Source organism: Prevotella sp. khp1 (assembly GCF_900102205.1).
GTDB lineage: Bacteria > Bacteroidota > Bacteroidia > Bacteroidales > Bacteroidaceae > Prevotella > Prevotella ruminicola.
This window is the reverse complement of record NZ_FNJZ01000001.1, coordinates 562,007-584,105: the sequence shown is the minus strand read 5'-3', so window position 1 is coordinate 584,105 and position 22,099 is coordinate 562,007. Positions and strand designations below refer to the sequence as shown.

The window sequence follows — 22,099 nt, the reverse complement described above, 5'->3', positions numbered from 1 at the left end:
ACATATGACTAAAGAAGATATAGAAGCCATCGTCGAAAAATATCGAAGGATGAGCAAGAATGATAGATATTATGGAGAGGAAAAATGTCTCCTCTTTGAATATATCGCTGATCAAATTCAAACTCTTGCCTATGATTTCATAGATAATGAGGATTATGATTCTGAAGAAGATGTTATTGACACTGTAAAAGTTATATTGGATTCACAAGATAGATTCTTTGATGCTGAAGACTATGAAAATATGGATGACTAAAAAAATGAGATATGGAAAAAATCAAGGAACTATTAAATCAAATCTCAAAAATTGTTGTGGCAGAGAAAACACAACAGGAAGAACGTAGGAGACGAGGGGAAAACTTTAATATCTTTAAAGTACTGGGACTTTCTTCTTCAGAAGTTCGATTGCATTCAGCTTTCTTGGCTGAACTCCTTAATCCAAATGGAGACCATGGATTGGAAGATAAATTCTTAAAAGCATTTCTTGAGATAGTTATTGGAAATAAAGCTAATTTTGATTTTGATACAAAATCGGCAAAAACCTATGTTGAATATGATATTGGAACAATCTCTGAAGACTACAAAGAAGGTGGAAGAATAGACATTCTCATTCGAGATAAGAAAGGAGCAACAATTATTATCGAAAATAAAATATATGCAGGTGATCAACCTTGGCAGATGTATAGATATAATAGATATGCAGAAAAGCATTGTTCTACTGGCAATTATATTTTGCTGTATCTTACCTTAGATAATAAAAAACCAAGTGAAGACTCCACTGGAAAGGATCCGAAATTCAATTATTTCTGTATAAGTTATAAAGCGGACATTTTGACTTGGTTAAAACAATGCGTAGCTACCGCAGCATTGCATCCTGCTATTAGAGAAACGATATCACAATATATTATTAATTTAAAACAATCACTGAATATTATGAGTGAAAACAATAATCAATCTACAATAAACTATCTGATAGATGAATCAAACATAGAAGCGACAATTTCTATTTTATCACTGTCATCTGAAATAGGTAATTGTATTAGGCTGAATTTTATTAATGAAAAGTTAAAATCGTTGGCAGCAAAATACAATATGGAATTCTGCTTTGAGAAAGAATTTCCTATGTTGCCCAACGGACGACAACCTAAGTATAAAAAAATAATGTACAAGATCCCTAATTATCCAAATGTTATTTTCGTATTGGAACAGGAAAACAACGAAGTGTATTATGGCATAACGCAACTATATGGAGGAATTGTTAATAAAAAAGTATTTAGTAACTGGTCTGATGGGGTTACTGACGGATGGCCATATGGTTCTAAATATTTTCCTGCCAATTTAAAATATTGGGATAATTGGGATACATTAGTTGATATGGTTAAAGGTGATAAAATAGTAAATATCATCGATAAAGAACTTAATAAAGTACTTGAAAATCATCTAATTGAAACTTTAGATGAGGATATCCGAAATCGTAAATGATTGTTTTTTATAAAACATGCTCAAGTACATCTCGAACTCCGCCCACTACAAAGAAGTGCTTTCACGTGTTTTGCACGTGAAGGAATCTTTGTGGATTGGTACGGCTGATATCAAGGATTTGTATATCGAGGACAGGAAGACGAAGAAGCCTTTCTTGGAGGAGTTGGCTAAGCTTATAAAGAAAGGTGTGGCTGTGAGGCTGATTCATGCCAAGGAACCTGGACCAAACTTTAGAGAGGACTTTGACAGATTCCCCATTCTGTATGATGGACTGGAGAGGGTGCTTTGCCCAAGGGTGCATTTCAAGATGGTGATCTTTGATGGCAAAGAAGCTTATATTGGGAGTGCTAATCTCACTGGTGCCGGCATTGGCATGAAGGCTGATGGCACGCGTAACTTTGAGGCTGGAATTCTAACTGATGAACCAGAAATCGTAGAGCAAGCCATGAACCAGTTTGATGAAGTATGGATGGGTAAATACTGCAAGACCTGTAAGCGCAAGGACTTCTGCCCAGACCCAATATTAGCGAAATAAAAACATTTGGTGTTTCACTTTCTCCATAGGTGTGCCCTAATCCGGCGCACCTTTGTTGTATATTTGCGTCAAGAACAAATAAATACATAAAGATGAATAAGAAAAAAGAAAAAGCAATTATGAAGCTCAACGAAATTAAAAGTTGGGCGAATGATGTAATTATAAGGAGTAGGAAAATGGAAAAGATTCTAGAATCCGTCCAAAAATCAAATCCTGACATCCAAGATCTCACTACGTTTATTGACATTGGTGATGCCAGATATGGTGCAGAATTACTTATAGCCAACATCGAAGATGCAATTGATGATATAGAAAGAGAGTTAAATAAAAATTGCGACTTTCAATAATAATCCTTATATTTGCAATCGTTACTAATAACTAAGAGCCGATGAGCAGAGTTTTTCGAATAACGCCAAAGCGTATCAAACGAGCCAATAACACGGTGTTGACTCCAGATATGGTCATCACTGTTACTACTCGTCAGCATACTACCGATCCATTCTCAAATGGCGCGGTAGAAATTCAGGAGCAATACATGCGCATGTACCAATTCGACTACAAGCGCGCCAACTGCTCCAAATTTGATTTTGATTTCGTAAAGTTGGACTAAAAACATATTATTATGGATAATAATAGCATTACATTCTCTCTTAGAGAAATTGCGAATTGGACTGACAAATGTTCAAACATTAAAATACCAGCATTACAGCGTGGGCTTGTTTGGAAACCTCGTCAAGTTGAATTGTTGTGGGATTCTTTGTTGCGCGGTTTCCCTATTGGCTCTTTTCTTCTATCCGAAACAGACAACAACCAGTATTATTTACTTGATGGACAGCAAAGATTTAATGCTATTAGCTTAGGTTTTAATACCGTTAGTAATGCAAAGTCTGTTGTTTGGATTGATTTAAAACCCCAAAAGCAAACAGAACGAAAATATTGGATAAAGGTAACAACTGAAGCTCACCCATGGGGATTCTATAATGACGATGAATGTAGTATCTTGGATGTAAAAGACAGAAGAAAAGCTGCTGAAGCATTTGGCTTTAAAGATAAGAATATATATCGTGATGATTTTTCATTATTAGAAACGTGGCCAATTGAGGCAGGATTGCCTGTTCCTTTATATACTATTCTAAACATTGATGCAAATACGCCTTCGGAGTTTTGTGAAAAATTCCTTTCCGAGTTACAAAAAAGCACTTGTTTTCATAAATCCGAAATTGATAATGAGAGTTTAGTATATCTGAAAGATCATATTTTTAATGCAATCCGGAGAATTAGAAATTATAAAATTAATTGCAATTTACTTACAAAGGACGTTATTGAATCAGAAGGTGATATCAAGGATAATGATAATGACCAGACAGCCCTTGAACTTCTTTTCAAAAGACTGAACACTGGTGGTACCACAATCTCACAAGAAGATTTGGCATATTCTTCTATAAAAGCATTTTGGCCAGAGATTCAAGAAATAAACGATTCTTTGGCAAAAGATTATATGCCTCCTGCAAAACTCGCCACTTTGACTTTCGGGCTTTTATTATCGGATCAGAATAAGAAACTTGGAGTAAACACTACTCCAAAACAAATAAGGAAATGGGCAGAAGATAACACCATCAAAAAATATGTTCTTGATTTTTATCAGAATGGAAACCTAAAAAAAGTTTTGCATAGAATTGACGATTGGTTAGGAGTAAATGATAAAAATGACATGCATACTCCAGCATTGTTACGTACAAGTATGGCATATTCTTCTCCATCATTATACCAATTTTTGATGTATTTGGCAAAGTATAATGAAGAAGAACCTGACCATTTCAATGTTTCAAGTGAACAGATTAAAGCTTTAGCTTTTGGGATACACTGGTTTGTTAATGGAGACATCAACAAAGTTGTTCAAAAGCTATTTTTATGTTGTAGGAGTGGAATAAACATTTCAAACATAAGAAAAGGCATTTCTTCATGTCAGCATGATGGGCTATTACTACCAATATATACTCCAGATGAAGTCAAATGCTTCTTTGAAGTTGGAGAGAGTCCAAGATGGCGGTATTGGGATGTGACTCAACAGTCTTGGTTGGGTTTTTATGCTCGAATAAAAGACTACTCAAATTACTCAAAAGAGATGCTTTTATATTCTGAGCGTCGATATATTAATAATCATTTCCCCAAATATGACCCAGCCCGTAAGGATATGTGGGAGAATTACAATCGTCCTTGGGATTACGATCATATTGTCCCGCAGGAATGGGCCAAAAGCAGAAGTGCGAATAATTATCGTGAATATGTTCAAAACTGGGTCTGGAGTATTGGAAATTTTGCAGCTATCTCATTTGAAGCTAATAGGGGGAAGGGATGCAGGAACGATTTTTCTGAATACAACAATGAATATAAAGATAGTTTACTGTACGATGAAGGATTTAGTAAAATCACCGACGACCTATCCTACAATGATAAGATAAGTATCGATTTCGTAAAACTTGTTAAGCAGCGAATTGAACGAATCTATGAAAGGATATATGAAATATTACAACCAGTCTTTGAGGAAACAGAACTTTCTGATAATTTGCAGAATCGCAAGAACATGATGGAGAACGTTATGAAACATGTTCCTGATTCAAAAATCTATTATGTTTATAATGGGCAGGATGTTGAGGCAAATTGCCTTTCTTTAAGAGATTGGACTCAAAAATGGATTGGAATAGGTGTCGTTATTGGTGATTACTACGTTTGTCTAGAGGCTGATGCATCGCGTGATGATTCAGGATTTCCATATCAAGAATTAGGAATCAGAAAAGCCCCAGGGACACAAATCTCCAATGATAAACGAAATGTAGTAGCTGACCTCATAATGGAAGGCTATGATAAATATACAGGAAATGAATGGTGGTATTATTGCAAAGATGCCAGTAAACTTGAGGCCGGAGAGATTACAGAGGATATTCATCAAATTATTAGAGAAGTAAAAAAAGCAATCCCCAAATAATATGCTCACCTATATCTCCAAGTTCACCCACTACAAAGAAGTGCTTTCACGTGTTTTGCACGTGAAGGAATCTTTGTGGAATGGGACGGCCGATATCAAGTGACTTTTAAAAAGTAAGATTATACCCAATTGAATATGGCAACAAATACATTATTAGATAGAAGATATGCTGAATATTATCAGTTAATTGAGGACTTCAAGAATGAAGTGAAAGATGTGAAAATGGAGGGTATCACAGGCCCCCATTTACCAGGTGTTGGCAATTGTTACGAATCAGCAAAGTACAAAATTGCATTTTGTGGCTGGGAAACATATGGTTGGGATAGTCTTACTACGTTTATGAATACTAGTACCGAAAATCTTGTAACAATAACAGACTCATGCATTAATGATAATGAGTATTTGAAATGGCCTTCGAATTATCATGCCACATTTTGGGGATTTGTACTTAAATTCATTGCAAAATTCTATAATGTTGATTTTAATAATTTGATAAACAATAAATATCCAGAGCTATTGCATAGCTTTATATGTGCAAATTCAAATTCTATAGAAAGATATGAAGTATCTTCGCAGGAATCTAATTATGAAGATTGGGAGAAAGTGAAAAATGCCAGCTACAAATTTGATGACTTAAATCATATCATCAATTCTTGTTCTCCCAAGCTCGTCTTTATCTTGTATAATAATGCAAAGGAAGAATATTTCCTAAACAATTCTTCATTAAGCCATATTTTTGGAATCAACATCAGAGATAAATCCAATTATTTGTCAATTGAAAACTCTGAAAAGAAGTACAGCTATTTTTATGCTCGCAATTCTCGTACTCATATATTTAAAATGCCTCATCCAAGATGGATTGGCTTATATAGTGGCATAGGAATAGACAACTATATTGACTATTTAATTAATGACATAAGAAATTATAAAGTATGGGAATTCTTGCCAACATCATTTGTTGATTGGAATCTCAAAGAGACTGTAAATATAGACAAGTCTTCTATGGAGTTTAAGTATCATTTTATAGCATCTTTGGCTCATTTGTTAACAAACAACAATATGGTTATGAAAGGATCGGAACTACAGGCGATACTAAATACGAATAACATACTTACCAGTTATGGTTCTCAGTATTCTTCTAACGGAGGCAGAGGTGTTTTTACATTGATTAGATATGCATTTAAATATTTTTACAGTCTAAAGGACTATCAAACATCATACGAAATTGCACGTAGTTTCGTAAATCAATATGGTGAATATGCATACTAGCAGGTTCAAATAAGCATCATTAACTAACATTTTCTTTTAGGTGTGCCCTGATACGGCGCACCTTTGTTGTATATTTGCAACATGATAATAATAGTAGATGCGTATGAAGAATAGAAAGAAATTGGAAGAAGCTATTGGTTTGATTAACTGCGTACAGGAATTCTTAAGTAAGCTACTCGACAATGTTGATGTTGAGGATGACAGTATCTGCGAAGCTTATTTTATGTTTGATTCCCAACTTGATTCTAAGAAGACTTTCCAGAATTTCATTGAGGGAGATAATAATAAAGTGGCACGTACTATAGGGTTATCAATAGTAGAGAATCCAGGACAAGTAACCAACAATCCCTGCTTAATATATGGCCCGTCTGGTTGTGGTAAGACTCATCTTATCAATGCTATTGGTATGGCTTGCAAGGAAAAGTATCCGAAGAAACAAGTGATGTATGCCAGTGCACGAGAACTACAGCGGCAGTATACATATTCTGTACGCAAAAATTTGATGGATGACTTCATTAACTATTATCAGTCGATCGATGTTCTCATCGTAGATGACATCCAGGAGTGGATGAATGCACCCAAAACACTCGAAGCTTTCATTCTGATTTATAATCATCTCATCAGCAACGGCAAGAAGGTTATATTGGCAAGCGATCGTGCTCCGGTAAAACTGCAGGGCATGAAAAAGCAAATATTGAGTCGGTTAGTAAGTGGACTGGTGATAGAGATGGAAAAGCCCACTATACAATTGTGCAAAGATATCCTTAATGCCAAGTGTGAACAAAACGGTCTGAAGATACCTGTAGAAGTAATTGAATATATAGCGAATACTGTCAATGATAATGTTTTTAGATTGGAAGGCGTTGTGAATTCACTTAAGGCTTATTCTTTAGTCAATCATGTCAATATCGATGCGGAATTGGTTAAACGAGTGATTATAGGCAAACATTTGTTTGGGTAGTTTGAATTATTTTGTATATTTGCAAAAAAATTATTGGTATGGGAAAGAAAGGGTTAAAAGACATTTATCCGCTGACTGTTGTTGAGGATAGATATGGTGGTTGTTATTCCAAAGGGATTTATCTTGCTTTCAATCTGGAAGCTTGGGATGTGCCTGAAGATGTGAATGGGAGCGATGTGGATTGTGCTTGTTTCTGGGCTGATGAAGCGAAGGAATATGCCATTGGTAAAGGTAATACAGCGCAAGAGGCCATTGACGATTTGGCTAGGAAGTTGCAGCCTGCAGAGAATGCTATGAATATGGATAGATACCTGTTTCTGGATTTCGATGGTGTACTGAATACTGGAAAATATGCTAAGCAGATGAAACGTGAGGGCATTGATCCATTTGATGAGTTTGGTGCGATGTTCGACCCTGAAGCGATTGCAAACCTGAAGCATATCGTGGAGTTGACGGGATGTAAGATTGTCCTTTCTACCACTTGGCGTAATGAGGGGATAATGCAGATGAGGGAACTTTGGAAGCAGCGTGGTTTACCTGGCGAAATCTTCTCGATGACTCCGATTCTGCTCAGTACTTCATTCCAGGATGCCATGAATGGCGAGATGATGGGGATGCCATTACGTGAAGCTAAAGCTCTTGAGATAAATGCATGGCTTTACCAGAATGCAAGCAAGGATTATCGCTATGTGATTCTCGATGATGAGGATTATTTCTTCCTCAAACAGCAGGAGCATCTGGTATTGACTGACGAGAAAGAAGGATTGACAGATCGAAAAGCCCAGAATGTCATTTGGATTTTGAATAGTTAGAGACATTTTTTTAAAGAATATAATCTTCTTGTAAGGTGTGCCCTAAAACGGCACACCTTTATCTTATCTTTGCAACGTGAACTAAAAAAGTATATACAATGACGTATTGTGATTTGTTACATCGGGTGTCGTTTGACGAGATTGCACCATATATTAGAAAATATGGTAGCGGGGAGGGGAGTATAGCCTGGTATAAGATACATTACGATATGCTGCGTCTGTTGGAACCTCGTTTGGATGAAGATGACGAGAAAACTGCAACTATTAGTAATGCTGAACTCTACTACGATTGGGAGGAACCTCATCTTGACGCATATCCGATGGAGGGCTCATTGTGGGAATCAAGTTTGGCTAAAGAATTGATTGTTAATGAGGATGTAAATGCCACTTGGGCAGAAATAGCAGCTTGCTGCCTTTGGCACACCTCGTTCTATGGTTTTACACGAGACCAGAGAGACGAAACCAATGAGAGACTTGATTATTACGGGAAGAATTTGCTCGATCATGATATTACAAAGATTAGGGCCAAACGGGCAAAGGACATCGTAGAAAGTAAAGGTATCCACGTTCCTTCAGTAAAAGAAATGCTGAAAGTTCCTGCATTTAAGAATCAAATCAGAAAAAGAATTGATGAGTTTATAAAGTACCTTTCTTATATGTCCCATCCTCGTAACCGGAGGCGAATAAAAAGAAAAGTTATACATAAACAGTACAGGGAGAGAGTGTTGGACTTATGTGATGTGATAAAAGAATTCGACATAAAAGAAAATGCTATCTCCAAAGAGTGTATTAGAGAGCTGTTTGATGCCAATCACTTCGAAGCATACAAGTACGAATCATATACTGATGAGGGAAGTGATAGGGCCGGATGGTTCAAGGAATTGATTGAGAAATACGAAGCTTTCAAAAGAGGTTTCTATCACAATGCCATCTTCTGCTTTACTGTATCGCCTGAATATGAGCCCACTATGGAAGAAATGAATTCTATCAACGAGATATTTGGTTTGTATGATGATAGTTACAGACTGAATTGGGACATCAATTATGACGAAAGTTTAGGTAATAGAATGAGAATGACGGTAATTAGCTATGAATAAAACCTATATGATATGAAACTGAAAGAACTGTTTGACAAGTACACGTTTGATGATATTGTTCCTTTTATCAAAGAGATAATTACTGATAATCCAGACTCGTTGCCCGACTTTAGAATGGCATTTGACGAGTTGCGGATGATGAAACCATCGGATGAAAACAGTGAAGATGTCTTGATAAAAGATTTTCTTGATAAAAATGGTAACATACTGGCTAATCCTGTATGTTGGCATCTTGGTTACTCATGGGACGAATGCCTTGCCAAACATGTGGTAATTGATAATGATTACCCACTGGATGATCGTTATGTATTAGCTGGTTGTTTATGGGAGATGACCTTCTACGGTTTTAGTAGTATGCCTGATGATGAGGCGGAGATTAGCTTCTCTATTCCAAAAGAACTTAAAAATAAATACGATAAGGCGCTGTACAGATTGCAACTCAGCCATTGGAAACATACGACACCACGCAGATATAGATGGAAGGGGCACTCACTCTGTACTGATATAGACTATCATGAAAGGGGAAACAAGAATCGTAGTAAACGTAAGCGCGACTATCGCGTGGAGTGCAGGGAGAACTTTCTTAGGAAGCATAGCCAGCGAGAAAACTTCATACTAAAGCTAACCCGTTGTGGTGCCTTTAAGCGAGAAGAGGTAGAATATCTGCATCAGGTGGATGAGGGCCAGTATTTTCCTTATACATCTCGAACTTGGGATGAAAGTAAGCGTATCGACTATATTCTGGAATCCATCAACAAGTATCAGAATGTGGATTTCTTGCAATTCGATGATGCGATAATCTGCCTGCGTGCATCGTCGGAGTATCCTGTAACAGAGGATGAAAAAGAGAAACTGTTGGTTGGACTGCCAAAATCCCTGAAAGCAATTCCTATCAAGATTGGTCTAGGTACCAAGGAATCGATGATGCAGGAAGTTGAAATGATGTTGTTTTTAAACGTAATCAAATAAACATAATGTGGATATGAATAACCTACAAACAAATCAAGAATCCTTCAGACAACAGTATTTAAGGGAGATACTTGGAAGGAACGAGGAACAGAAACTTAGCTTTTTCGAATTAATGTATTGTATAGCTTTGTCTATTAAGGTGTTTGTTAGATTCATCACAAAGCGCTGCTAATAAAAAATCAACCGAGGGGTAGGGTACCTCGGCTGATTTCTTTGATTATAGGCCCATGCAGCTGGTGGCGCCTAGGGCGGTTACTATCGCTGTGGCGATACTCGCTATCATCTGTACGATGAACTTTAATGTCTCTTTCTTAGTCATAACTTCTTAGTTTTTTTCATTCTTACATTTTTTCATTTTTACATTGGTAGAGTAGGCTGGGGCCTAAGCCCCAAGCCCTTAGTCTCCAATCGGCTCGTGGTTACCGCTGCCACCGCCTGTGTTACCACCCTGGTTACCGCCACCATTGCTTGGCTGATTGCCACCCTGATTGGTGTTGCCACCATTCTCGTTCTCAGGATCCTCCACGTCGCCGCTGTCGCTACTGGTTACACGCTTCACCTCCTTGCCGTTGCGGTCGATACAGGTAATCTGGATAGCGGTGTTAGCCAGCTCCTCCTTCAGCTTAACCGTTGGTGTAAAGATGATACGACGGGTGTTGATCAGTCCGGCCTTAACCTCGTTCACGTTCTCAACCGCCTTACCACGCAGTCCGAAACGCATGGTGCCCAGTCCGGGAATGGCAACCGAGTGTCCTTCGGTGGCCCAGGCCTTGATTACCTCGCCAGCAGCATTCCAGCAGGCCTGCATTACGCCTTCCATCACACCGCTGCGACTGGCAGCCTCCTTGATTACCTTGTCCTGATCCAGACTCGAGTACAGGTCGGGGCTCAGTACATAACGATACTTACCTTCTTTCTCTTTGTCAAACTTAAGCAGTCGCTCAACTGCCTTTACTTTAAGTGCCATAATTTTGTTTTAAATTAAAGGGTTTGTTATAATCTTTCCTTTTCCTTAAAACCTCTTCCTTAGTCGTGCTTGAGCGGGTGTAGCCATCTAAAATTTTCTGGTAGGCCTACTAAAAATTTTTCTATGGCTTGAGCGCTCTTTTTTGTTGCCTTTCAACAACATTGCAAAGGTACAAAAAATATTTGAATTGTGCAAATATTTTGGTAGTTATTTTAGTCCACAAAGCTACTTTTTTTATCTGATGATGGTTTTGCGCTTTTGCACTTTTGCAAACTTGACATTAAGGTATTGGATATTTTAGTAAAATATCTCTATTGTTATATAATATATATATTATATAACAATAGGCTTAGTATTATAGATTTCTAAAAACCTTTAAGTCAAGTTTGCAAAACCGCAAAACTGCAAAAGTTTTATTCCTTTACTTTTTCAGACAATTCGGAATAAAGAATTATTCGGAATAACAGTTATCGCAATCTATAATGGCAAACAATAGCTATTCCTCCAGTCCCTAATGGTAAAAATCACTTTGCCCCAGACGGTAAACTCGTCGGACGAATCGATGATAAACGGCTTGAAATCCTTATTGGCAGGCACCAGTCGGATAAAGCCCTGATCCTTAGTCGACGTATCCAGATATTTCACCGTGAAGCCACCGTTTACATACGCAGCTACGATATTGCCGTGTTCCATCTCCTCGGCTTTGTCCACCAGGCACAAGTCGCCATCAAAAATGCCGGCCTCCTTCATCGAGTCACCTTTCACACGCACATAAAACGTACTTTCGGGGTGCTTGATAAAGTCGCGATTAAAGTCCAACCTGTCAGCAGGATAGTCGCTGGTAATGGGGAATCCGGCTGCTATCGCATCGTACATCGGCAACTCCAGCTCGGTAGAAACATCCGCCTTTTTTATCTCTGGTTCATTCATAATCACTAAATTTGCTGCAAAATTACACTTTTTTTCGTATATCATGCAACTTTTCTACCTTTTCATACGTCTAAAAGTTGAAGACTTTTAAAAATTCAGAATATGAAACTATTAGGAAACATCATCTGGCTCATCTTCGGAGGCATTAACATCGCCCTCGAGTACTTTGTTGCAGGACTTATCCTGATGCTCACCATCGTAGGCATCCCGTTCGGTTTGCAAAGCTTCAAACTTGGCATACTTGCTTTGTGGCCTTTCGGAACCAAGGTAGAGTGGATGCAGTCGCAACCAGGTTGCCTGAGCACCTTTATGAACGTACTGTGGTTCTTTGTTGGTGGCATATGGATTTGCCTCACACATATATTCTATGGGTTCATCCTTTGCATCACCATCATCGGTATCCCATTCGGAAAAATGCACTTCCGCCTGGCCAAATTATCCCTCTCACCATTTGGCAGAGCCGTTATCTAACAGCAGATGAACGACGAAATACGACTGCAACGGCGTGCTCGGCTGATGGACAATCAGGTCTATCAGTCGATGCAATCATTTACCCGATATATGGATCGCTTCTATCTCGATGCGGTCATCGGGTTGATTCCGGGGTGGGGTGATGCTGTGGCCTTGCTCTGCGTGGTGCCGTTTGTTTATTTCTCCATGTGTATCATCAAGAGCATTCCATTAACATTAGCCGTACTCAACAACGCGCTGAGGGACGTGCTCTTAGGGATGATTCCATTCTTTATCGGCGACGTGATAGATATCTTCCACCGCGCCAACATGAAAAACATGGCGATGATTCAGGGCTTTATCGACGGCGACGAAGCAATCATCAAACAAGTAAACCGCCGTGCGCTGCAATCCGCCATCGTCCTGTTTGTACTCCTGCTACTGATCGCCCTCATGATATGGGCACTCATATCCTTCGGCAGCTACCTTTATTCTTTGATAGCATCGATCTGAATATAAATCCCATGTTTTAGGTATTGCAAATGTCGGAGAATCACCGTACCTTTGCACCCACAATGTTTTAGCCAAAATATCTACATGTTTGAATAACTTCCAAAAAGAAGAGCCTGTCGTGATGACAGGCTTTATTCATTTTCTATACAGATACTTCCAGATGTCAATAGCATCGTCGCTGAAGCGTAGTTTATCTACAGCATCACCGACAATACGCATGATTCGTTTTTTCGACACACCATTCCTTAGTGCCAGTTCCTCTACAGATACGCGCTTCATTTGCAGCCCAAAATAGGAACGGAGTATTTCTGATTCCTGACGGGTAAGATGCCGATCTATCATTGCTGCTATCTGCCCAAGTAGTTCACTACGCTCCACAGCAGAGTCGGCATAGCTATCACGACGCTCATCTTCAATATAGTTGAGCGTCCCGTAATTCTCCCACTGTTCATCAAGCGTGGTATGTATATTCTCCTCGTCAAATAGCTCCATTTGAAAATATATATCCAATATAAAGGATATGTTGTTTTCTAAACGATTGAGTTACATACCTAACATCCTCGTCCATCGAGGCTACAAGCAGCACCTTCGTCCTGGGGACGTGGCTCCAAACCGACATCCTTCGAGTAGAGCGTTACTGTGCCATCTTCCAGTACGTAGCAGGGAATACCTAAGTCACCCACGGCCTTCGCTTCATCAAAAGCCGGATGTGTATCACGAAGCTTGATAAACTGCTTCAGGTTTCTGACATGCTTACCGATGTCGATCACTTCAAAATTAGGGTTTCCTTCTACTTGCTTCTCGACATAAGCACAGTCGGGACAAGTCTCCATTACATACATCTTAATCATAGCTTATCGTTTTTGAATGTTTGTTATTTGGGTACAAAATTACGAATTTCTTTCCAATTCCAAGAATTATTGGCTAAAATGTTTGTATTTCATTTATTCTTTATACCTTTGCCGGCAGTATTATATTTTAATAACTAATAAAACCAATATCATTATGCAAACTCAAATTATTACTAACGAGCTCGAAAGAGCTCAACTTTGGGGTGCCCTGAATGTTGGCGACATGGCTGCCCCGGAATATCTTAAAGAACTAAAGGGTATGATAAGCGACATCAGAACCATAGCCAACGAATTAAATCAGATGACACTCTATCTCGAATTTTTGCAGATGACGTTTGTGCGCTTCTTTATGGAATTGATCGAGAAAGTAAATGTGAAACTCTCGGGGTATAATGCTGACTTGAAACAGGGGCGTAGGATGGAGATGTGCTGCTTGTTGTCGAAACTTCGGAATGACGCCGAATTCTGGTTGCGTTGCGGTAATATTGTGAGTAAGGTAGAAAAGGACGAAATTCGGAATGAGTTGAATGATGCCATCCTAAACTTAAAATCTCAGCTTGAAGATACCTGGGCAATTATGAGGGAATTTGATCACAACACCTTCGAACAGTTTTTCTTTAATGAGGAAAAGAAATTTAGTGAATGTGGTGTGGTGGGCAGATTTAATGATTGGTTATACGAGCATAGCTCGCCTACATTAAAAGAACTGCGCGAACTGCAGGCCCTGGAGGTGGCAATGATGCTAAAAACTAATGTGCTGTACCTTGCACCTACGCCCTCGCAAGACGAGATTAATGCAGTGAGGGTTGATTACTTGAAGGGATTCCTGCCCTATAATTTTGAGATGAATGAGAAGTTTATCATTTCGTGTGCCAAATGGAGGCATTATTTCCATTGGGATGGTACGCTACTTATTATCAACTATGCCAAATATGGTAAATATATACAGGACCATTATTGCGACCTAAGTTTTAATCAGAAGAAGGCTATCTACGAACTTGATATGATGTCGCATCTGATTAATAAGGAGATGGAACAGCTCGGCCAGGAAGAGGACGATGAACCAGAAGATATTGTAAACAACGAACTATTAGAAAAACTAATGCCTATATTTTATAATAATATGGAAGAGGTACTGCGATTCCTGAGTGAGATTGACGGAATGAAGTCGAGTGGTATTACCGACGTAGTTAACAGATGGGTAAAAGAGAAACGCATATCGGATTATGGAAATAGTCGAAAAGGTGAACTATGGGAGATACTGAATCATGCGGGGCTATATGCTAAAAGCCGACAAAACTGGAATAGGAGAGTGGTTTAACTCTCCTTTTTTCATGCTTATTAGCGTCGAAAGATTCAGGTTTTTGTTTTTATAAGTTTTTATTGGTTTCTAAAGGTTTCCGGTCTGTGAGAAACCTTTGCTTTCCTTTTTCTTTTGTTTCCATTATCTATAATTTTGCATTCGGAATTAAGGACGAGGCGACAAGGAAAATGTAAAAATGGAAAAATTTAAAAATTAAACATTAATTATGGAAGCAACAGTAAGAATTTTGAATCAGAGCGGATTGAACACCCGCGAGTACACCGACAAGAAAACGGGTGAGCAGAAGGTGATCAACACAGTTGTGCTGAAGTTGACCGACGGTACCGACACTTTCCTGGGTGAGATTACAGGCGAGAGAGCGGTGAACTGTCCTAAGTTCGACCCTCAGCGTCAGTACAAGGTGCAATGCTCGATGGTGGTTCGTGAGTGGAACTCGCAGCAGACGGGTGATGCCATGCAGGCAACAACAATCTATGTGGATAAAATCGGCTTGATGTAAAATGGAAGACGTAAAGAAACGTAAGTGCATCAGAAGTTTCAAATCGAACACCCGAGTGTTTGATGATGATTCGATTGAGGTAACACCACAGGAGAAGGGAGCACCGGCTCAGAAGGATGTGAAGAAGGTGGGGAAGTCGAAGCGCTATCAGACTTCGGGTAAGAACCCGCTGACGTGTGTGGAATTGAAATGTCCCGAAGAAGTAGTTGATAAGGCTGCTTATTTCCGCAAGGAGCTGGCTAAGCTTACGAAGGACATCGAGATTGAGGAACCTACCTTGCCGAAAGGCGAGTATCTGGTAAACAACGACAACCTGAAGGTTTGTCTTGTTAAAGGTGAGCATCCCCAGCTGATGGCTTGGCTCACATTCGAGATTGAAGGAGCATTGGACGTAAGGAAGCAGTTGTACCAACTAACAAGTGAGATTGACAAATGTTTTGCTTTCAACGAAGCTTCGGTTTACCAACCGAAATAGTTACAGTAGAACAGTTTCGGGCGCTAATTACGGCGCCTGAAACTATCAGAAAAGTAAAGGAAGCCCGCGAGGCGCTGGCCCGAGGTGATAAGAATGCCTACGACAACAAGAAAAAGAGTCTGCCGTTTGTGATTTTCATTGCCACCTATGAAGAATGGAATAAGAAGTTTGAGAACAAACTTACTGGCGATGTAACCTTTAAGAAGGGCAGTTGGCGCAGTCAGCAACATTGTAAGCTAAACGGCTTGTGTGTGATTGACTATGACCATGTGGAGGGCGATGTCCGTCAGATTTGGGATGAGGCCTATGCCAAGCTATCTGACGAGGATAAGGCGAGGGTCCTGTTTGTGTACGTTACACCATCGGGGCATGGATTGAAGGTTGTGTTTATGGCTGATGCCAACGTAGGCAACCTGATTGACAACCAGATAGTGTTCTCTAAAAAGCTGGGACTTAACCCCGATGAGGCTTGCAAGGATGCCTCAAGGGGTGCGTTCCTTACTACAAGTGAAGATATTATTTTTATTGACGAAGAAAAATTGATTACGTATGAAAACGAAGATTTTGGTAAGAAGTATAACGATGAATACCATGCTGGTCGTAGCCAGCCTACTATTAACGTTGCTAAGAATAGTGCTGATAGCGGTGATATGGCCGCTGTGGAAAGTGCTGGAGAAAACCAACCTGCTTTATCAGCTGGCGATGGAAACTACCTGCGGATTGCTGAGCTTCTGACGTACAATGGCATGCCGTTACTCTCGATAATCGCAGCATGGTGGAAAAAACGATCTACCAGCAGCGATGAGGTTTCGAGGCATGAGGCCAGCGTGGTGCTGGCTCGCGACTTGTATATCATGACTGATCGCGATAAGGCAAAGACATTGGCCCTGCTGATGGTGCAGCCTTGGGTGCAGGAGATGATAGCAGAGCGCGGCGAGGATGTGAAGCGTACCGTGGATAATGCTGCCGACTACGTAACGGCACAGGAAAACGAGAATGCCAAGAAAGGTAAGGCCTGGCTGCCAAAAATCTCAAAAGAGATGAAGGCGGTTTTAGAGCCTTCGGAACCAACTGTAAATTCTCCCGACGGGAGTGATGATGTTTATGCGCAGCTGCCGCTGGATAAATGGGCTTCGGAATTGCAGGAGATGGCTGAGTTTTATCCTTGTATGAAGGAGCTGTTTGTGAATGTGCATCCACATAAGCTGCCAGCGGTATTGTTCTCATCGGCGGCGCTGTTCGGGACGTTGATGACGCGTGCCTGGTATCACTTCTGGTTTGCGCCAAAGATTGTTCGCAGGCTGAATTACTGCATCTTTATTATCGGCGATCCTGGTGCGGGAAAACACATGATTGAGGAGTTTTACAAGCAGATTGCCGACCCGATGATTCAAGCTGACAGTTGCCTGATAGATGCTGTGAACCGCTACAAGGAGGGGCGCACGGAACGCACCACCAGCACCAAGGCGCAGAAGGGCGAGGCGTTGAAACGGCCAGCTGTAGGCATCCGCGTACACCCGGCACGTACGGCTACAGGTGAGTTTATCCGCCACATGAATGCCGCTATCGAAACGATTGATGGCAAGCCGCTGAACCTGCACATGTTCTCGTTCGACTCGGAACTTGACAACGTTACCAAAAATAATAAAGGTGGCGATTGGAAAGACCGCGAGATACTGGAACTGAAAGCCTTCCACAATGAGGAGGACGGACAGATGTATGCCAATCAGGAGAGCGTCACGGGTATGTTCAACGTGTACTGGAACTTTATCTACACCGGCACGCCTTATGCCCTGCATCGCAAGGTGAACCAGCGTAACTTTGGTACGGGTATGAGTACCCGACTGGCTGTGATTCCTTTGCCTGATAAAGGTAAGGTGGAGCGTTACCAAGAGGTGATTGAGGGTAGCGAAGAAACGTTGAAGAAGTGGGCCTACAGATTGGATAAGGTGGCTGGTGAGATACCCATAGAACCGCTGAACGACGAAACCTATGAGTGGCAGACCGATAAGATGGAGATAGCCGAGTTTAATGGCGACAAGGCCGACCGCATGTTGTTAAAGCGTATTCCGTACTACGGTATTGGCATCTCGTTGCCCTTTATCCTGATGCGCCATTGGGACGAGTGGCAGGAGCACCACACGCTATCCATGGATGAGACAGATAAGCGTTTCTGTCGTGTGGTGATGGACATTCAGTATCAGTCTCAGAAGTTTTTCTTTGGCGAGATGGCGTTTAACTATTTTGCCGATCAGAACAAGGAGTTTGTACAGCGCCGCCGCACCACGCGTTATGAAGAATGTTTCCGCCAGTTGCCTGATGAATTTAATACGCAGCAGTTTAAGGACAGTTTTGGCACGAGTGATTCTGCCACATCGCGTGCTCTAAAGCGCTTGAAAGAGGATGGCGTAATCAAGAAAGTAAGTTATGGCGTATATCGTAAAATATTAAAAGAACTACCGTAAATATATAGGTAAAAGCACGAAAAATAACAATTTGTGGCAGAAATCGCAAAATTTCTGCCATTTTATTTGTTTGTTTCGCAAAAATACTATACTTTTGCAGCCGTAAACAAATAAACGAGAGAATTATGTCAATGTTGAATGCGTGGTTTTACGGTTATTATTTTTACTTTGCAGGACACTGTGAAGCGGGAAGTTGCGTGTAAAGTTCAACTTATGACAATGGAAGATAAAACAACAAGGTCCCGCTTCACAACCAAGTGATAGCGGGACTTGCTTTTTTAAAGTGTAAAAATTAGAAAATGTAAAAATTGAGATAATGAAGAGAATTGCAATACAAGGATTAATCGGGTCGTTCCACGATATCGCGGCGCACCTGTACTTCGAGGGAGAACAGATACAGTTGATTTGCTGCTCAACCTTCGAACAGGTGTTCCAGGAGATGCAGAAGGATCCTACCGCCATAGGCATGCTGGCTATCGAGAATACGATTGCGGGTAGTCTGCTGCACAACTACGAGCTGCTGCGTGATAGCGGTACTGCCATCGTAGGCGAGCATAAGTTGCATATCACCCACAGCATCTGCTGTTTGCCTGAGGACGATTGGGACACTATTACCGAGGTACACTCGCACCCTGTAGCCCTGATGCAGTGCCGCAACTTCCTGGCTCAGCACCCACAGCTTAAGAATGTGGAGGCCGAGGATACTGCCGGTAGTGCCAAGATGATAGCCGAGGGCAAGAAGCGCGGATGGGCTGCCATCTGTCATGCCGAGGCTGCCAAGCTGTACGGACTGAAGGTGCTTGAGGATCATATCGAGGACAACAAGCATAACTTTACCCGATTCCTGGTGGTTAGCAATCCAAATAAGGCCGATATGATGCGTCCGCTTACAGATACTAATAAGAGCAGTATGGTTTTCTCGCTGCCTCACGAGCAGGGATCGCTGGCACACGTACTGGCCATCCTGTCGTTCTATCACATCAACCTCACAAAGATTCAGAGTCTGCCTATCATCGGCAAGGAGTGGGAGTACCTGTTCTACGTGGATGTGATGTACGACGATCTGACACGATACCGTCAGGCTGTAGATGCCATCATCCCACTTACCAAGGCGCTGAAAATTCTGGGTGAGTACAAGGATGGGAAGCAAACCAATTAAGATTAAACATTAAACATGAAACATTAAAGATTAAAATGATACAACCAGCAGATAGATTAAGTTTGGTGCAGGAGTACTACTTTAGTAGGAAACTGAAGGAGGTGGCGCAGATGAACGCCGAGGGTAAGGATATTATCTCATTGGCTATCGGTAGTCCCGACATGCCACCATCGGAGCGAACCATCGAAAAGCTGTGCGAGGTGTCTAAACTGCCCGATGCACACGGCTATCAGATAACAGTAGGTACACCCGAACTGCGCGAGGCTATGGCTAACTTCTACAAGCGTTGGTACAACGTAGAGCTCGACTGGAAGACTGAGGTATTGCCGCTGATTGGGTCGAAAGAGGGTATCCTGCACGTAACGCTGGCCTTTGTCAACCCAGGCGACGAGGTGCTGGTGCCCAATCCCGGCTATCCCACCTACACATCGCTCAGCAAGATTCTGGGTGCCAAAATCGTAAACTACAATCTGCGTGAGGACAACGGTTGGCAGCCTGATTTCGACGAGCTGGAGAAGATGGATCTCTCGAAGGTGAAGCTGATGTGGACCAACTATCCCAATATGCCTACAGGCGGACGTGCCCGTATGGAAACATACGAGCGACTGGTGAAGTTTGCCCAGGATCACAACATTGTGGTGGTGAACGATAACCCTTACTCGTTTATCCTGAGCGAGGAGCACATGAGCATTATGCAGGTGCCAGGCGCCAAGGACTGCTGTATTGAGTTCAACTCGATGTCGAAGAGTCATAACATGCCCGGTTGGCGTGTAGGTATGTGCTTGTCGAACCCACAGTTTATCCAGTGGATACTGAAGGTACAGAGTAACATTGAGAGTGGTACCTTCCGTGGCATTCAGTTGGCTGCTGCCGAGGCGCTGAACAACAACGACGAGGCCTGGCATCGCGAGTTCAACATCGATAACTACAAGCGTCGCCGCCAGTGGGCCGAGAAGATTATGGATGTGCTGGGTTGTACCTACGATAAGAATCAGGTGGGTATGTTCCTGTGGGGAAAGATTCCCGCTGATGTCCAGAACGTAGAGGACCTGACAGAGCGTGTGCTGCACGAGGCCCGCGTATTTATCACTCCAGGCTTTATCTTCGGTAGCAACGGCGAGCGATACATCCGCATCTCTTTGTGCGCTAAAGAAGACAAGATTAAACAAGCATTAGAAAGAATTGAAAAAATACTATAAGATATGGAATTAGAATTATCACCATTGAATTTACCAAGTGACAACGAACGTCCCTTTGTGATTGCAGGCCCTTGTAGTGCTGAAACCGAGGAACAAGTGATGACAACCGCTAAGCAGCTGGCTATGAAGGGCTGCCATAACTTCCGCGCTGGTGTGTGGAAGCCTCGTACCAAGCCCGGTGGCTTTGAGGGTCATGGCGAGCCCGCTCTGGTTTGGTTGGAGCAGGTGAAGAAGGAAACCAAGATGCTGGTTTCTACCGAGGTTGCTACACCTGAGCACGTGGAGCTGTGCCTGAAGCACGGCGTAGATATCCTGTGGATTGGTGCCCGTACATCGGCTAACCCCTTTGCCATGCAGGCCATTGCCGACTCGCTGAAGGGTGTGGATATCCCCGTGTTTGTAAAGAACCCCGTGAACCCCGACCTGGAGCTCTGGATTGGTGCTTTGGAGCGTATCAATCAGGCTGGCATCAAGCGTCTTGGTGCTATCCATCGTGGTTTCTCAAGCTACGAACAAAAGATTTACCGTAACGCACCTATGTGGCAGATTCCCATAGAGTTACGTCGTCGTATTCCTGAGCTGCCTATCATCAGCGACCCCTCGCATATCGGTGGACGTCGTGAGCTGGTAGCACCTCTGTGTCAGCAGGCTATGGACCTTGGTTTCGACGGTCTGATTGTGGAGAGCCACTGCGATCCTGATAAGGCCTGGAGCGATGCCAAGCAGCAGGTAACACCTGATGTGCTCGACTACATCCTGAGCCTGTTGGTAATCCGCGACGAGAAGACCACAACCGAGGGTATCACCCAGTTGCGTAAGCAGATTGACGAGCTGGATAACCAGCTGATGGATCTGTTGGCTAAGCGCATGCGTGTGTGCCGTGAGATTGGTCAGTACAAGAAGGAGCACAACATGACGGTGCTGCAGGCCAACCGCTACAATGAAATTCTGAACAAGCGTGGTGCCCAGGGCTCACTCTGTGGCATGGACCCAGAGTTCGTAGCGCACGTATTCGAGAATATCCACGAGGAGAGCGTTCGCCAGCAGATTGAAATAATAAATAAGTAATTATTAGGCACGAGTTTCACGAATTAACGCGAATTATTGAATAATAAGCTAAAATTCGTGTAAATTCGCGTAATTCGTGCCAAAAGAAAAA

25 protein-coding genes are annotated in these 22,099 nt (G+C 41.6%); 20 read left to right on the top strand and 5 right to left on the bottom strand.

Translation table 11 applies throughout. The features are described 5' to 3' along the window. The first annotated feature begins 4 nt into the window (after positions 1-4). The 11 genes from BLR73_RS02530 (at position 5) to BLR73_RS02480 (ending at position 10,108) form a co-directional block, all read left to right on the top strand. A complete protein-coding gene (locus BLR73_RS02530; RefSeq protein WP_091858604.1) occupies positions 5-253 on the top strand; it encodes a hypothetical protein in 249 nt (82 codons plus the stop codon). A gap of 11 nt (positions 254-264) precedes the next feature. Beyond that, the gene (locus BLR73_RS02525) at positions 265-1,479 is read left to right on the top strand and encodes a PDDEXK-like family protein (protein ID WP_091858602.1); all 1,215 of its coding nucleotides are present in this window, start codon (positions 265-267) and stop codon (positions 1,477-1,479) included. 16 nt (positions 1,480-1,495) lie between these two features. After that, the gene (locus BLR73_RS02520; RefSeq protein ID WP_091858599.1) at positions 1,496-2,014 is read left to right on the top strand and encodes a phospholipase D-like domain-containing protein; all 519 of its coding nucleotides are present in this window, start codon (positions 1,496-1,498) and stop codon (positions 2,012-2,014) included. Between the two features lie 92 nt (positions 2,015-2,106). Next, positions 2,107-2,361 (top strand): hypothetical protein, encoded by a 255-nt coding sequence (locus BLR73_RS02515; protein ID WP_091858596.1) that lies wholly within the window; start codon positions 2,107-2,109, stop codon positions 2,359-2,361. A 41-nt stretch (positions 2,362-2,402) separates the two neighbouring features. Next, on the top strand, positions 2,403-2,624 hold the full coding sequence (locus BLR73_RS02510) for a DUF6140 family protein (protein WP_091858593.1): 222 nt from the start codon (positions 2,403-2,405) through the stop codon (positions 2,622-2,624). Positions 2,625-2,636: 12 nt separating this feature from the next. Continuing rightward, positions 2,637-5,000, top strand: coding sequence for a DUF262 domain-containing protein (locus BLR73_RS02505; RefSeq protein WP_091858591.1), 2,364 nt, complete (start codon positions 2,637-2,639; stop codon positions 4,998-5,000). Positions 5,001-5,135: 135 nt separating this feature from the next. Continuing rightward, on the top strand, positions 5,136-6,269 hold the full coding sequence (locus tag BLR73_RS02500) for a hypothetical protein (RefSeq protein ID WP_091858588.1): 1,134 nt from the start codon (positions 5,136-5,138) through the stop codon (positions 6,267-6,269). A gap of 103 nt (positions 6,270-6,372) precedes the next feature. Then, positions 6,373-7,230: a DnaA ATPase domain-containing protein gene (locus tag BLR73_RS02495; protein ID WP_233456430.1), complete on the top strand. Its 858-nt coding sequence runs from the start codon at positions 6,373-6,375 to the stop codon at positions 7,228-7,230. 38 nt (positions 7,231-7,268) lie between these two features. After that, positions 7,269-8,042: an HAD domain-containing protein gene (locus tag BLR73_RS02490; protein ID WP_091858581.1), complete on the top strand. Its 774-nt coding sequence runs from the start codon at positions 7,269-7,271 to the stop codon at positions 8,040-8,042. Positions 8,043-8,140: 98 nt separating this feature from the next. Then, the gene (locus tag BLR73_RS02485; protein ID WP_091858577.1) at positions 8,141-9,139 is read left to right on the top strand and encodes an FtsZ/tubulin family protein; all 999 of its coding nucleotides are present in this window, start codon (positions 8,141-8,143) and stop codon (positions 9,137-9,139) included. A gap of 12 nt (positions 9,140-9,151) precedes the next feature. After that, positions 9,152-10,108, top strand: a complete 957-nt coding sequence (locus BLR73_RS02480) for a DUF6557 family protein (RefSeq protein WP_091858574.1) — start codon at positions 9,152-9,154, stop codon at positions 10,106-10,108. Positions 10,109-10,325: 217 nt separating this feature from the next. Here the strand turns inward: BLR73_RS02480 and BLR73_RS14285 are convergent, their stop codons facing one another. From BLR73_RS14285 to BLR73_RS02470, 3 genes are all read right to left on the bottom strand, one after another. Further along, positions 10,326-10,427 (bottom strand): smalltalk protein, encoded by a 102-nt coding sequence (locus tag BLR73_RS14285; protein ID WP_013063239.1) that lies wholly within the window; start codon positions 10,425-10,427, stop codon positions 10,326-10,328. Between the two features lie 78 nt (positions 10,428-10,505). Beyond that, entirely contained in the window at positions 10,506-11,075 is a 570-nt protein-coding gene (locus tag BLR73_RS02475) for an HU family DNA-binding protein (protein WP_091858571.1), read from the bottom strand. A gap of 477 nt (positions 11,076-11,552) precedes the next feature. Then, entirely contained in the window at positions 11,553-12,005 is a 453-nt protein-coding gene (locus BLR73_RS02470; protein ID WP_013065178.1) for a LexA family protein, read from the bottom strand. A 102-nt stretch (positions 12,006-12,107) separates the two neighbouring features. On the opposite strand from BLR73_RS02470, the gene BLR73_RS02465 reads away from it, so the two are divergent. Together BLR73_RS02465 and BLR73_RS02460 are read left to right on the top strand one after the other, a co-directional pair. Continuing rightward, positions 12,108-12,476, top strand: a complete 369-nt coding sequence (locus BLR73_RS02465; protein WP_091858568.1) for a YccF domain-containing protein — start codon at positions 12,108-12,110, stop codon at positions 12,474-12,476. Between the two features lie 6 nt (positions 12,477-12,482). Beyond that, positions 12,483-12,968, top strand: coding sequence for a DUF4112 domain-containing protein (locus BLR73_RS02460; protein ID WP_091858565.1), 486 nt, complete (start codon positions 12,483-12,485; stop codon positions 12,966-12,968). A gap of 135 nt (positions 12,969-13,103) precedes the next feature. Here the strand turns inward: BLR73_RS02460 and BLR73_RS02455 are convergent, their stop codons facing one another. Both BLR73_RS02455 and BLR73_RS02450 read right to left on the bottom strand, forming a co-directional pair. Then, positions 13,104-13,460 carry a sigma factor-like helix-turn-helix DNA-binding protein gene (locus BLR73_RS02455; RefSeq protein WP_091858562.1) on the bottom strand — a complete coding sequence of 119 codons (357 nt, stop codon included), beginning with the start codon at positions 13,458-13,460 and terminating at the stop codon, positions 13,104-13,106. A gap of 59 nt (positions 13,461-13,519) precedes the next feature. Further along, positions 13,520-13,819, bottom strand: a complete 300-nt coding sequence (locus BLR73_RS02450; RefSeq protein ID WP_013065484.1) for a glutaredoxin — start codon at positions 13,817-13,819, stop codon at positions 13,520-13,522. Positions 13,820-13,973: 154 nt separating this feature from the next. Between BLR73_RS02450 and BLR73_RS02445 the strand changes: the two genes are divergently transcribed. The 7 genes from BLR73_RS02445 (at position 13,974) to BLR73_RS02415 (ending at position 22,008) form a co-directional block, all read left to right on the top strand. Next, positions 13,974-15,140, top strand: a complete 1,167-nt coding sequence (locus tag BLR73_RS02445) for a hypothetical protein (RefSeq protein WP_143010861.1) — start codon at positions 13,974-13,976, stop codon at positions 15,138-15,140. A gap of 208 nt (positions 15,141-15,348) precedes the next feature. Continuing rightward, a complete protein-coding gene (locus BLR73_RS02440; protein ID WP_139208820.1) occupies positions 15,349-15,642 on the top strand; it encodes a hypothetical protein in 294 nt (97 codons plus the stop codon). 1 nt (position 15,643) lies between these two features. Then, on the top strand, positions 15,644-16,117 hold the full coding sequence (locus BLR73_RS02435; RefSeq protein WP_091858556.1) for a hypothetical protein: 474 nt from the start codon (positions 15,644-15,646) through the stop codon (positions 16,115-16,117). Further along, positions 16,075-18,582, top strand: coding sequence for a BT4734/BF3469 family protein (locus BLR73_RS02430; RefSeq protein WP_091858553.1), 2,508 nt, complete (start codon positions 16,075-16,077; stop codon positions 18,580-18,582). The genes BLR73_RS02435 and BLR73_RS02430 overlap by 43 nt, the downstream gene beginning before the upstream one ends. 316 nt (positions 18,583-18,898) lie before the next feature. After that, positions 18,899-19,741, top strand: a complete 843-nt coding sequence (locus tag BLR73_RS02425) for a prephenate dehydratase (protein WP_091858550.1) — start codon at positions 18,899-18,901, stop codon at positions 19,739-19,741. Positions 19,742-19,776: 35 nt separating this feature from the next. Then, entirely contained in the window at positions 19,777-20,940 is a 1,164-nt protein-coding gene (locus BLR73_RS02420; RefSeq protein ID WP_176763591.1) for a pyridoxal phosphate-dependent aminotransferase, read from the top strand. Between the two features lie 3 nt (positions 20,941-20,943). Further along, the gene (locus tag BLR73_RS02415) at positions 20,944-22,008 is read left to right on the top strand and encodes a bifunctional 3-deoxy-7-phosphoheptulonate synthase/chorismate mutase type II (RefSeq protein ID WP_013064980.1); all 1,065 of its coding nucleotides are present in this window, start codon (positions 20,944-20,946) and stop codon (positions 22,006-22,008) included. The last annotated feature ends 91 nt before the right edge of the window (positions 22,009-22,099 follow it).

What these genes read in the sequence shown, in the direction of transcription:
- BLR73_RS02530 (WP_091858604.1), top strand. Translation starts at nt 5, where the DNA reads ATGACTAAAGAAGATATAGAAGCCATCGTCGAAAAATATCGAAGGATG.
- BLR73_RS02525 (WP_091858602.1), top strand. Translation starts at nt 265, where the DNA reads ATGGAAAAAATCAAGGAACTATTAAATCAAATCTCAAAAATTGTTGTG.
- BLR73_RS02520 (WP_091858599.1), top strand. Translation starts at nt 1,496, where the DNA reads ATGCTCAAGTACATCTCGAACTCCGCCCACTACAAAGAAGTGCTTTCA.
- BLR73_RS02515 (WP_091858596.1), top strand. Translation starts at nt 2,107, where the DNA reads ATGAATAAGAAAAAAGAAAAAGCAATTATGAAGCTCAACGAAATTAAA.
- BLR73_RS02510 (WP_091858593.1), top strand. Translation starts at nt 2,403, where the DNA reads ATGAGCAGAGTTTTTCGAATAACGCCAAAGCGTATCAAACGAGCCAAT.
- BLR73_RS02505 (WP_091858591.1), top strand. Translation starts at nt 2,637, where the DNA reads ATGGATAATAATAGCATTACATTCTCTCTTAGAGAAATTGCGAATTGG.
- BLR73_RS02500 (WP_091858588.1), top strand. Translation starts at nt 5,136, where the DNA reads ATGGCAACAAATACATTATTAGATAGAAGATATGCTGAATATTATCAG.
- BLR73_RS02495 (WP_233456430.1), top strand. Translation starts at nt 6,373, where the DNA reads ATGAAGAATAGAAAGAAATTGGAAGAAGCTATTGGTTTGATTAACTGC.
- BLR73_RS02490 (WP_091858581.1), top strand. Translation starts at nt 7,269, where the DNA reads ATGGGAAAGAAAGGGTTAAAAGACATTTATCCGCTGACTGTTGTTGAG.
- BLR73_RS02485 (WP_091858577.1), top strand. Translation starts at nt 8,141, where the DNA reads ATGACGTATTGTGATTTGTTACATCGGGTGTCGTTTGACGAGATTGCA.
- BLR73_RS02480 (WP_091858574.1), top strand. Translation starts at nt 9,152, where the DNA reads ATGAAACTGAAAGAACTGTTTGACAAGTACACGTTTGATGATATTGTT.
- BLR73_RS14285 (WP_013063239.1), bottom strand. Translation starts at nt 10,427, where the DNA reads ATGACTAAGAAAGAGACATTAAAGTTCATCGTACAGATGATAGCGAGT.
- BLR73_RS02475 (WP_091858571.1), bottom strand. Translation starts at nt 11,075, where the DNA reads ATGGCACTTAAAGTAAAGGCAGTTGAGCGACTGCTTAAGTTTGACAAA.
- BLR73_RS02470 (WP_013065178.1), bottom strand. Translation starts at nt 12,005, where the DNA reads ATGAATGAACCAGAGATAAAAAAGGCGGATGTTTCTACCGAGCTGGAG.
- BLR73_RS02465 (WP_091858568.1), top strand. Translation starts at nt 12,108, where the DNA reads ATGAAACTATTAGGAAACATCATCTGGCTCATCTTCGGAGGCATTAAC.
- BLR73_RS02460 (WP_091858565.1), top strand. Translation starts at nt 12,483, where the DNA reads ATGAACGACGAAATACGACTGCAACGGCGTGCTCGGCTGATGGACAAT.
- BLR73_RS02455 (WP_091858562.1), bottom strand. Translation starts at nt 13,460, where the DNA reads ATGGAGCTATTTGACGAGGAGAATATACATACCACGCTTGATGAACAG.
- BLR73_RS02450 (WP_013065484.1), bottom strand. Translation starts at nt 13,819, where the DNA reads ATGATTAAGATGTATGTAATGGAGACTTGTCCCGACTGTGCTTATGTC.
- BLR73_RS02445 (WP_143010861.1), top strand. Translation starts at nt 13,974, where the DNA reads ATGCAAACTCAAATTATTACTAACGAGCTCGAAAGAGCTCAACTTTGG.
- BLR73_RS02440 (WP_139208820.1), top strand. Translation starts at nt 15,349, where the DNA reads ATGGAAGCAACAGTAAGAATTTTGAATCAGAGCGGATTGAACACCCGC.
- BLR73_RS02435 (WP_091858556.1), top strand. Translation starts at nt 15,644, where the DNA reads ATGGAAGACGTAAAGAAACGTAAGTGCATCAGAAGTTTCAAATCGAAC.
- BLR73_RS02430 (WP_091858553.1), top strand. Translation starts at nt 16,075, where the DNA reads ATGTTTTGCTTTCAACGAAGCTTCGGTTTACCAACCGAAATAGTTACA.
- BLR73_RS02425 (WP_091858550.1), top strand. Translation starts at nt 18,899, where the DNA reads ATGAAGAGAATTGCAATACAAGGATTAATCGGGTCGTTCCACGATATC.
- BLR73_RS02420 (WP_176763591.1), top strand. Translation starts at nt 19,777, where the DNA reads ATGATACAACCAGCAGATAGATTAAGTTTGGTGCAGGAGTACTACTTT.
- BLR73_RS02415 (WP_013064980.1), top strand. Translation starts at nt 20,944, where the DNA reads ATGGAATTAGAATTATCACCATTGAATTTACCAAGTGACAACGAACGT.